The organism is Nocardioides ferulae (genome assembly GCF_003660455.1).
GTDB classification, from domain to species: Bacteria; Actinomycetota; Actinomycetes; order Propionibacteriales; family Nocardioidaceae; genus Nocardioides; species Nocardioides ferulae.
In genome coordinates this window covers 1-10,267 of record NZ_QZVR01000039.1, presented here as the reverse complement: position 1 = coordinate 10,267, position 10,267 = coordinate 1, and the positions used below count along the sequence as shown (strand labels likewise).

The 10,267-nt window shown below is 67.9% G+C and carries 10 protein-coding genes; 3 read left to right on the top strand and 7 right to left on the bottom strand.

All coding sequences use genetic code 11. From position 1 onward, the window contains the following. Positions 1–172 precede the first annotated feature (172 nt). Positions 173–3,274 (bottom strand): heavy metal translocating P-type ATPase, encoded by a 3,102-nt coding sequence (locus D6B71_RS22200; protein WP_240641644.1) that lies wholly within the window; start codon positions 3,272–3,274, stop codon positions 173–175. Positions 3,275–4,086: 812 nt separating this feature from the next. Here D6B71_RS22200 and D6B71_RS22185 point away from each other — a divergent pair. Continuing rightward, positions 4,087–4,650, top strand: coding sequence for a DUF305 domain-containing protein (locus tag D6B71_RS22185; protein ID WP_121258984.1), 564 nt, complete (start codon positions 4,087–4,089; stop codon positions 4,648–4,650). Between the two features lie 54 nt (positions 4,651–4,704). On the opposite strand, the gene D6B71_RS23670 is transcribed toward D6B71_RS22185, so the two are convergent. Continuing rightward, a complete protein-coding gene (locus D6B71_RS23670) occupies positions 4,705–5,007 on the bottom strand; it encodes a hypothetical protein (RefSeq protein WP_240641643.1) in 303 nt (100 codons plus the stop codon). A 161-nt stretch (positions 5,008–5,168) separates the two neighbouring features. On the opposite strand from D6B71_RS23670, the gene D6B71_RS23665 reads away from it, so the two are divergent. Continuing rightward, positions 5,169–5,555 carry a beta propeller repeat protein gene (locus D6B71_RS23665; protein WP_240641642.1) on the top strand — a complete coding sequence of 129 codons (387 nt, stop codon included), beginning with the start codon at positions 5,169–5,171 and terminating at the stop codon, positions 5,553–5,555. Between the two features lie 335 nt (positions 5,556–5,890). Here D6B71_RS23665 and D6B71_RS22175 read toward each other — a convergent pair whose 3' ends face one another. The 5 genes from D6B71_RS22175 to D6B71_RS22155 all read right to left on the bottom strand — a co-directional run bounded on the left by D6B71_RS22175 (position 5,891) and on the right by D6B71_RS22155 (position 9,844). Then, positions 5,891–6,511 (bottom strand): peroxiredoxin family protein, encoded by a 621-nt coding sequence (locus tag D6B71_RS22175; RefSeq protein WP_240641641.1) that lies wholly within the window; start codon positions 6,509–6,511, stop codon positions 5,891–5,893. A gap of 14 nt (positions 6,512–6,525) precedes the next feature. Beyond that, on the bottom strand, positions 6,526–7,467 hold the full coding sequence (locus tag D6B71_RS22170; RefSeq protein ID WP_121258986.1) for a cytochrome c biogenesis CcdA family protein: 942 nt from the start codon (positions 7,465–7,467) through the stop codon (positions 6,526–6,528). After that, positions 7,460–7,789 carry a thioredoxin domain-containing protein gene (locus tag D6B71_RS22165; protein ID WP_121258982.1) on the bottom strand — a complete coding sequence of 110 codons (330 nt, stop codon included), beginning with the start codon at positions 7,787–7,789 and terminating at the stop codon, positions 7,460–7,462. The genes D6B71_RS22170 and D6B71_RS22165 overlap by 8 nt, the downstream gene beginning before the upstream one ends. 127 nt (positions 7,790–7,916) lie before the next feature. Continuing rightward, positions 7,917–8,846: a sensor histidine kinase gene (locus D6B71_RS22160; RefSeq protein WP_240641640.1), complete on the bottom strand. Its 930-nt coding sequence runs from the start codon at positions 8,844–8,846 to the stop codon at positions 7,917–7,919. Between the two features lie 194 nt (positions 8,847–9,040). Next, positions 9,041–9,844 (bottom strand): response regulator, encoded by an 804-nt coding sequence (locus D6B71_RS22155; RefSeq protein ID WP_476739136.1) that lies wholly within the window; start codon positions 9,842–9,844, stop codon positions 9,041–9,043. Positions 9,845–10,006: 162 nt separating this feature from the next. Between D6B71_RS22155 and D6B71_RS22150 the strand changes: the two genes are divergently transcribed. Beyond that, positions 10,007–10,207, top strand: coding sequence for an SHOCT domain-containing protein (locus tag D6B71_RS22150; RefSeq protein ID WP_206051921.1), 201 nt, complete (start codon positions 10,007–10,009; stop codon positions 10,205–10,207). Positions 10,208–10,267 lie beyond the last annotated feature (60 nt).

Here is a 10,267-nt window from a genome sequence, read left to right as displayed (position 1 = left end):
TTCTCTGGCATCTCGATCCTCATTGTCGATGCCTCTACGGTCCGGGGGGAACCTCAGAGTTGCGAACCAGATCAGGTCAAGGTTCGGTGAAGAAGCGTCGGCTCAGGCGACGGATCATCGCCGCGCTGGTGGACCCCACCCGCGGAAGGCGGGTGGGGTCCGGCTGGGGGCACTAGTTGGCGCTGGCGTACGTGTCGGGCGCGTCTCGGAATTGGTTGGCGCAGTGGGTGGAGCAGAAGTGGTACGTGCGGCCGCTGTGCTCGGCGGACGCTGCCGCGGATGTCGGGTCGACACTCATCCCACACACGGGGTCAGTGACCTGGGCCGGGGTTTCGGACATGATGGTCTCCTCTTCTTCGTCGCCTCCGACCTCCACCACCGGGTCGGTGGCTGGAATGTCGGCGACTTCGTGGACTGGTTGTGGGGTGAAGCCACGCAGCCGGTTGGCGTTGGCGACCACGGACAGGGAAGACAGCGCCATGGCCCCTGCGGCGATCATGGGGCTCAGTGTCCAGCCGAAGGTCGGGTACAGAGCGCCTGCGGCGATCGGGATTCCGAGGCCGTTGTAGAGGAAGGCGAAGACCAGGTTCTGTCGGATGTTGCGCATGGTGGCGCGCGAGAGGTCCACTGCGGTGACGAGCCCGGAGAGCGCGCCGGAGATCAGGGTGATGTCGGAGGACTCGATCGCCACGTCGGTGCCGGTACCGATGGCGGAGCCGACGTCTGCCTGGGCCAGCGCGGGCGCGTCGTTGATGCCGTCGCCGACCATCCCGACGATGCGACCTTCGCCCTGTAGGCGCTTGACCTCCCGTGCTTTGTGTTCGGGCATGACCTCGGCCACCACCCGGCTGATTCCCACCTGGCGGGCGATCGCCGCGGCTGTGGCGCGGTTGTCGCCTGTCATCATGACGACCTCGATCCCGCGGTGCACCAGCGCCGCCACTGCGGCCGCGGAGCCCTCCTTGAGGGTGTCCGCGACCCCGATCACGCCGGCCGCTTCGCCGTCCACGGCGGCGAACATCGGGGTCTTGCCGTCGGCAGCGAGGTCCTGGGCGTGGTGGTTGAGTGCTTCGATGTCGATACCGGCCCCGGCGAGGAGCCGGTGGTTGCCGACCAGCACCTCCCGGCCCTCGACGAGGGCGCGTACGCCTTGTCCTGTTACGGAGTCGAAGGCCGTCACCTCGGGAAGGTCCAGGCCGCGGGCCCGGGCACCTTCCACGATGGCCGCGGCCAAGGGGTGCTCGGAGGAACGCTCCACTGCGGCGACGAGAGCGAGGAGCTGATCCTCATCCATTCCGGCGGTGGGTCGTACGTCGGTCAGCGCGGGCGTGCCCTTGGTGATCGTTCCGGTCTTGTCCAGCACGACCGTGTCGAGCTTGTGGGCGGTCTCCAACGCTTCCGCGGACCGGATCAGGATCCCGGCGGTGGCGCCCTTGCCGGTGCCCACGGTGATCGAGAGCGGCGTGGCCAGTCCCAGCGCGCAGGGGCAGGCGATGATCAGCACCGAGACGGCCGCGACGAGGGCGAACACGAAGGCCGGGGACGGGCCGACCAGCGCCCAGACCACGAAGGTCCAGATCGCGATGCCGATGACGGCGGGGACGAAGTAGCTGGACACCTTGTCCACCAGACGCTGGATGGGTGCCTTGGACCCCTGGGCCTGGCGCACCAGGTTGATGATCTGGGCCAGCATCGTGTCGGCCCCGACCTTGGTGGCGGTGTACCGGAATGACCCGGTCTGGTTGATCGTGGCCCCGATGACGGTGTCCCCGGGCGTCTTGGTGACCGGGATCGGTTCCCCGGTGACCATCGACTCATCGACCGCCGAGCTGCCCTCCAACACCTCACCGTCCACCGGCAGCTTCTCACCGGGTCGGACCACGACTAGGTCGCCGAGTCTGACGTCGTCGATGGCCACCTCCAGCTCCATGCCGTCTCGGACGATCCGCGCGGTCCGCGGTTGCAGGCCGATCAGGGTCCTGATCGCCTCCCCGGTGCCCGCCTTGGCCTTGGTCTCCAAGAGCCTGCCGAGCAGGATCAGAGTGATGATGACCCCGACGGCCTCGTAGTAGACCTCGCGGACATCCTGTGGCAGGACGCCAGGGACGAACGTCACCACCAGGCTGTAGCCGAACGCGGCGATCGTGCCCAGCGTGATCAGGGAGTTCATGTCGGCGCTGCGGTGCGCCAGCGCCAGCCAGCCGGTCTTGTGGATCGGCCAGCCGGTGTACCCCATCACGGGGGTGATCAGAGCCAGCTGGAGCCAGGGGTTCATCAGCAGATCCGGCACCCAGGTGACGTTGAAGAACTCGGTGAGCATCACCGCCAGCAGCACCGGAGCCGTCAACACCGCACCAAAGATCACCCGGCGGCGCAGATCCATGATCTCGGCGGCGCGCTCCCGCTCTTCGGCGTCGCCCTCCGGCTCCGTCTGCGCCGGAAACCCCCCGTCAACGGCCACCTCGAGCGTGTCAAGCGTGCCGTGCAACATTCCCATCCCGCACGTGAACTCCTTGTGCTGCCCCGGATCCAGGGCCGGCAACTCGACCTCGGCGGTCCCGAAGGCTGGCACCGCCAGGTTCACACCCAGGTCAGGGATCACGAAACGTTCCGAGCACGGGCCGTCCTCGGAACGGGTGATCCGCAATCGGGTCGGCACGCCCGCCACCAGACGGACCCGGTCCGGGTGGTAGCTGCCGCTTATGGTCACCTCGGCCACCTGCACGCCCTCGTCCATCACGGACTCGACCGATCCGCCACCGGCTCGTGGAACATCGGTCACCGAGATTGCCGGGCCAAAGGTGTCGACGGCTGGCTCGACGTCTCCGGCAGCCGCATCCGGCCTGGCGAGGACAGCCGTGGCGCCAGAGGGGTCGGAGCTGCGAGAGGTCCCGCCGGACGCTGCCGCGACGCGGAGGCGGCCGTGCAGCATGTTCATGCCACAGGCGAACTCATAGTCACCGGGTTCGGTCGGGGTGAACTCCACCGAGGTGGTGGCGTAGGCGGGCAAGGTCTGGTTGATCCTGAAGTCCGGGAACACCACCCGCGAGGAGCAATCGCCGCTCTCCTGCCGGTCGAACAGCAGCCGCACGGGCATTCCGGCCTGCACCTCGACCAGGCTGGGGCTGTAACCGCCCTTCACGGTGACGGTGGCGACCTGTACGCCATCGGCGAGGTCCGCCCGTCTGCTGCTCTTCGCGCCGAAGAAGTACCACCCCAGCAGCGCAGTCGACGCAGCCGCTGCCCCCACGACGAGCCAATCCTGCACAGTCATCTCTGCGTTCACACCTCCCGGCTGCCGCGGCAGCCGCTCACATACCCCGGGTGGGTACCTCTTCACTCAACGCCGCTGAGATGTAACCCTGTTGGACATCACATCAAGATCTGATGAAGGACCGAGACCTGCGCTCGGCGCGGAAGCATCACCTGCGCGTCACTCTTGACGCCGGTCTCACTTGGGTCGCCTACGGCCAAGGCGCTACACGAACCGCTTACCCTCCTCCCCACCCATCGCCTGCCTAAGATCGAGCACATGCGGAATCCTCGAACTGCCTACTGGGCACAAGAGGCGCGCTTCCCGCTCGCGGTCATCGCCTTCGCCTTGTTCGGGCTGTTGTCGATACACGGCTGGGGCTCCAACGCCGGGGCTCACTCTGTGGCGATTCCACCCCAAGGTGCGAACGTGATGGTGGTCTATGGGGGCCCCCGCACCCCACCATGGCCTGAGTGGCACGGTGGACTCCGGGTCGGACGCCACGGCCTCTGATCTGCAGGCGGCCAGCCGCGGCACTCACGAGCGCGACGGAGATGAGGGCACGGGGTTGGCTGCCCTTTACCTGGCCGTGCTCGCCGGACTCCTCTTGTCAATGGCGCTCCTGCGCGTGCGGGGTTGCACGCCCATCCGCATCCTCCGTCGCCTGATGCCGATCTGGCCGCACCCCGTCTTCATCGGGCGAGACGGTGACCCCCCTGACCTACGCCAACTTTCCGTCATCCGCTGCTGACGGGCATCCGCCAAGAGGCACTCAGCCGGGTGGCTCGGGCTTCCGCCTTCCCAGACCCGTTCAGACAGATGGAGAATCACCCATGCGCAAGACCCTGACCACCGCCGCCCTCGCGGCCACGCTGACCCTCGCCGCCTGCGGCAACGAGGACGACGCTGGCACCGCCGCCGAGCACAACGACGCCGACGTCACCTTCGCACAGCAGATGGTCCCCCACCACGAGCAGGCCGTCGAGATGGCCGAGGTCGCCGCAGCACGCGCCGAAAGCCAGGAGGTCAAGGACCTCGCCGCGGACATCGAGGCGGCCCAAGGTCCAGAGATCGACACGATGACCGGTTGGCTCGAGTCGTGGGGCGAGGACGTCCCCGACGAGGGCATGTCGGGCATGGATCACAGCGATATGTCGTCCGATGACATGGCCGGGATGATGACCGAGGACGAGCTGGCCGACCTCGAGGCTGCCTCCGGTGCCGAGTTCGACCAGATGTTCCTCACGATGATGATCGAGCACCACGAAGGCGCGATCGAGATGGCCAAGACCGAGCTGTCTGAGGGCGAGTTCCCTGAGTCGGTCAAGCTGGCCGAGGAGATCGAGGCCACGCAGACGGAGGAGATCCAGATGATGCAGGACCTGCTGAAGTCCTGATTGCGACACTGTTGCCAGGCAGCACGGGGATCCCCAGCTGCCTGGCGCCGACCCTCAACTCGGAGCCGCCGTCATGAAGCGCAACGTCGTCCTCACAGTCCTCCTCCTTGGCGGCGCTCTCCTCACCAGCGCCTGCGCCCAGGACACGCCGGCCACTGCACCCCCGGGCGACGACACCAGCGTCGGCACATCCACGGCCTCGGGGTCGACCCGGCCGACGACAGCCTCTACGTCGCCACCCACTTCGGGCTCTTCCACGTCGACGAGAGCGGCCGGGCCAGCCGAGTCGCCGACCGGTATCAGGACACGATGGCGTTCACCGTCATAGGCCCTGGCAACTTCCTCGGCAGCGGTCACCCGGACCTTCGCGATAACCTACCCGCACACCTGGGCTTGATCGAGTCCAAGACGCAGGCAAGGCCTGGACACCACTCGCACTCCAAGGCCAGGCCGACTTCCACATCCTCGAACCCGCCGGCGACACCCTCTATGCCTTCGACGCCACCTCAGGCCGCCTCTTGCGGACCGAGGACCGGAAGAGCTTCGAGGAGATCTCCAGAGGTCGGCTGGTCAGCGTCGCGGCCGTCGATGACCGCGCCACGCTGATCGCGACCGAAGGCGACGGCGAACTCGTGATCATCGACGCCGGGACCGGGGAGTCCCGGGAGCTCGGCGGGCCGATCATGGTGTACCTCGACACCACTCCGGACGGAACCCTGGCGGGAATCGACCCCGACGGCGTTGTCCGGGTCAGCACCGACACCGGCCAAGACTGGCGCGAGGTCGGAACGATCGATGGCGCACCGGCCGCCTTCACGATCAGCGACCACGGGTGGTACGCCGCCACCGAGACAGCCGTCTACCAGTCCACCGATGATGGCGACACTTGGTCCCGCGTGCTGTGACGGTCGCGAGACGATGAGCAAGCGCAGAGCGATACCCCCACGCCGTGGATCCCACCGGGCACCCCGGCGGCGTGCCGCGGGAGGATTCGCCAGCGTGGCGGCGCTGGCGACGGCCACCGCCGTCGCTGTCCCCGTCGCATCCCTCGCCGGCGGCCGACCGGACACCGAGGAGGCGAGCCGCAGCACTGTCATCGCGGCCTCGGCCTCCGCGGCCACGCGAAGACATAGACCCAGCGGGGGTGTGTGTCCTGAGGACGATCATACCCCCGCCGGGTATCAGCGGAATGAGGGGCCTGGGCTCTTCATCGAACCTTCATGAAGCGCGCAGAGGGTGCTCAAGCGGCCAACCGCGTGCGGACCTCATCGAGCAGCTCGCCCGGGTCGAGCCACATCGATGGGTACTCGCCGTACCAGAGTTGCTGGCCCGTCTTGTCGATGAGCACGAAGCTGTGGCCGGGCAGTCCGGCGTGCATGCCCTTGCCGAGGGTCCCATAGGCGTCGGAGACGGTGCCGTCGTCGAGCAGGAACGGGGTAGTGACGCCGTTGATCTCCATGTCGGCGAGGATCTGCTCGCGCGTATTCATCACGATGGGCAGCACCGTGACGTCCTCGGCTGCGAACGCTTCCGCCCGCTTCTCGATCTCACCCATCTGCACCAGGCACGACTGGCAGCCGGCTCCCTCGCTGAAGTAGAGCAGCAGGTTCTCGCCGCGGTGGCCGGCCAGGGTGTGCTTCGCGCCGCTGGTGTCGGTGAGGGCGAAGTCGGTCGCGCTCCGCACGTCGGTCGACGACTGCGGCTTGGAGGTCAGCAGCATCGCGGTCACGATTCCGGCCAGCGTGGTCAGGACAGCGCCCCAGATGATCAGCCGCATCCGGCGCTCGGCGCGTCGCTGCTGCGCCATCACTGCCTCGGCCCGCTCTCGCCGTACGGCACGGCCGGTGGTCTTGGTGGACATGGTCATTGCTCCCTCTACTTGCCGTGGACGGTGGTCTCGTCAGCGGGGACGTGGCAACCATGGGTCTCGTCGTCGTGGCTGCCGGCGTGCTCGTCGCTACGGTGGCGGTCGCGCAAGGTGGCGACGATGAACACCGACGCCAGAGCGAGGACCACCAGACCGAGGACCGGTTCGGGGACCGGGTCGGTCCAGACCTCGATGCGGGTGAAGACACGCTCCAGTCCCTTGCCCATGGCGACCTGGAACCCGGGGCCGCCGGTCATCTGGCCGGTGTTGGCCAGGTAGATGACGAAGATGCCCATGACTGCGAACGCAGCGGCGACGACAACGTTGACGGTATTGGTGGCCAAGACCCTGCCCGCCATCCGGATCCGGACCGGCTTGGCACGCAGGAAGCGCTTCTCCCCCAGGCGATAGCGATCCCACAGCAACGCCATGACGAACAACGGGAAGACCATCCCGAACGTGTAGGCGAGCCCGAGGGTGATGCCACCGATCGCGGATCCGGACAACGCCGAGAGCGCCATGACGCCGGCGAGAACGGGCGCGCAGCAACTCGACGCGACTCCGGAGAAGACACCCAGGGCGAAGAAGCTCGCCGAGTCGCCACGGGCGGTGTCGGGTGCGCGGAGGAACCCCGGCAGGCTCATCATCTTCCCCGACAGGCTCAGCGCCGCCAAGGCGAGCATCAGCGCGCCACCGGCGTAATAGAGCGGGGCGTGGTAGTTGGCGATGGCTGAGGCGACCAGGCTCATCCCGAGGGTGATCGGCACGAGCACCAGGGCGAGCCCGGCGGCGAAGACGAACGTGAGGGGTAACAGCCGCCAGCGGCGGTTCTTCACCGCGACCGCCATGTATGAGGGGGCCAGGAAGACGATGCAGCACGGCGCGAACAGTGCGACGCCCCCGGCGAAGAACGCGGCGAGCACCGAACCCGTGGTGAGGAGGTCACCCATGGCGCACCACGCCATCGATCGCCGCCGTGACGGGGCCGGTGGCGGCGTTGCGGGCGGACAGGAGCTTCTCGAGCTTGCGTCGTGGGAGGCGCCCACTGCTGAAGTAGGTGCCGTCGACGAGGACCAAGGGGCTCATCGGTGCGCGGTGGAGGGCCATCAGCGCTCGCCCTGCCTCGTCGCGCACGTCGACCGACTCCACGCTCATCGGGTAGCGGACGGCAAGGGCGGCAAGTGCCTCGTGCGCGTCCGCGCAGAAGTGGCACGCCTCGCTCTCCACGACGGTGATCTGGACCGGCCCGGGTGACGGCGTGGGCAGTGGCATGGCTCCCCCAACGGTGGATGGCTTGACTCCTCCAGCCTCGGGGACGTGCTCGGTGAATTGCGGTGAGGTTGTGTGAAGGTTCCCTGAAGATGGCGGGACAAAGGTCCCGGGCGGGAGGGCCGCAGGACTAGTGCAGGCGGGGAATCCGAACGGTGAAAGTGGCACCTTGTCCGTGACCGGCGCTGGTCACCGAGATGCCCCCGCCGTGTGCCTCCACCAGCGCCTTCGCGATCGCCAGACCGATTCCCGAACCACCGTGGGCGCGATCGCGTGCGCTGTCGGCGCGGTAGAAGCGGTCGAAGAGGTGTGGCAGGTGCTCAGCCGTCACGCCCTCCCCGGTGTCCGCCACCCGGTACTCGACCCAATGGTCGACCCGACGGCAGGTCAGCGTGACTGCTCCCGCCTCGGGCGTGTGGCGCAGGGCGTTGTCGAGCAGGTTGCCGAGCACCTGGCCGAAACGGTCCGCGTCGACCCGTACCTCGCCGGCGTCCGCAAGCTCGGAGTGGAGGTGGACGCCCTTGGCGGCGTAGCGGTCCCGCGCGATCTCGACAGCGGCCTCGCCGACCGCGGCCGCCTCCATCGGTCGCAGCGTGACGTCGAGCCCCTCCTCCTCCGCTCGCGAGACGGCCGCCATGTCTTCGGCGAGTCGCCTCAGCCGACCGGTCGACCCGCGGATGACGCCCAGTGTGTCTTCGTCGAGCTCACGCACTCCGTCCTCGACGGCTTCCAGATGCGCGTCGATCGTGGCGAGGGGTGTGCGCATCTCATGCGCCAGGTCGGCAAGCATGCTGCGCCGGGTGGACTCGGTCGACTCCAGCTTCTCCGCGAGCCGGTCATAGGTGAGGGCGAGTGAGGAGAACTCACCGCCGAGGCCGGGGTCCGGCACGCGGGCGTCATACCGCCCGTCGGCGATCTGCGATGCTGCCTCGGCCACGTTGTGTATCGACCGTTGGACGCGGCGGCTGAAGTACCACGAGACCGCCAGTGCGGCGACCACGGAGGCGAGCAGCGCGAGAGAGGTCGACAGCAGCAGGGCGGAAGCGAATGCCTCCTCCACGTGACGTGCCTCCGCGGCGGTGTGGGTGTCCCCGGCCCGCTGGAGGTGACTGCTGAAGATGGCGGGCCCGACGGCGGAGGCCACGAGCCACGTGGTGAGGGCACCCGCCACCAGGACCAGCCCCTGGGCGACAAGGAGCCGGGCGGCGAAGCTCGGCCGGGGACTTCGCGTGTCGACGAGGGCCATGGTGTGCGTCATTCGCCGCTGCCCATGCGGTAGCCGACACCTCGAACGGTCCGCACGAAACGACCCTCGGCGGCGTCGTCGCCGAGCTTGCGGCGAAGGTGGCCGATGTGGACGTCGACCAGGTGCTCGTCGCCCACCCAGGCGCCGCCCCACACAGCCTCGATGAGCTGACCTCGACTGAATGCCATCCGCGGCCGCTCCGAGAGCGTGGCGAGGAGGTCGAACTCGGTGCGCGTCAATGCCACTCGCTCCCCCTCCAGCCAGACGTCGCGCCCCAACGGCTCGATCACCAACGGGCCGAAGGTGCGCGTGTCAGGTATGTCATCGACGGGATTGCCCGCCTGCCGCGGCCGACGCAGCATCGCCTGGATGCGGGCCATCAGCTCGCGAGGGCTGAATGGCTTGGTCATGTAGTCGTCTGCACCGACAGTCAGCCCGATCAGCGTGTCCACCTCCTCGCTGCGAGCGGTGAGCATGATGACGTAGGCATCGGAGAAGGTCCGCAGCTGCCGACAGACTTCGATGCCATCCAGGCTCGGTAGACCCAGGTCCAGCACCACGACGTCGGGGTCCACCGCCCGGGCCTTCTCGACCGCGTCGAGGCCGTCGTGGACCACCGTCACGTCCAGCCCGTCGCGCTCGAGGTAGCTGCCGAGGACGGCGGCGAGCTGCCGCTCATCCTCGACCACCATCGCCCGCAGTCCGGACGATCGGGAGGCACCTGCCGAACCTCCCGGCTGCGAACCGGGGTTGGCATCCGTGATGCGATCGCTCATATCCGCCATAGTGGCAGCGCGGTGCCCGGTAATCACTGGTGCGCACCTCAGGCCGGCGCTTCTTCAACGAACCTTCACACGAACGCGACCAACATGCAGGGGTGAGCGGGACACCGTGGAGCACCAAGGAGACCGAAGGAGCTGAACACCATGATGGGTTGGTACCACGACGGCGCGGGCTGGGGCGGTTGGATTCTCATGACCCTCGCGATGGTCGCGTTCTGGGCGCTGGTCGTCTTCGCCGTCCTCGCTCTCTTCCGCGGCACGCGAGACTCGGCCGAGCGAACTCCAGAGCACCGCGACCCCATTCAGATCCTCGATGAGCGGTTCGCTCGCGGTGAGATCGGCGAGGACGAATACCACGCCCGCAGCAGCGTGCTCCGCGCGTCAGCGCGCTAGGTGTGATGCCCAGCCAGGTTGTCCAACCTGGTGATGGGTGCGGCCTTCCCGATTGCTGAG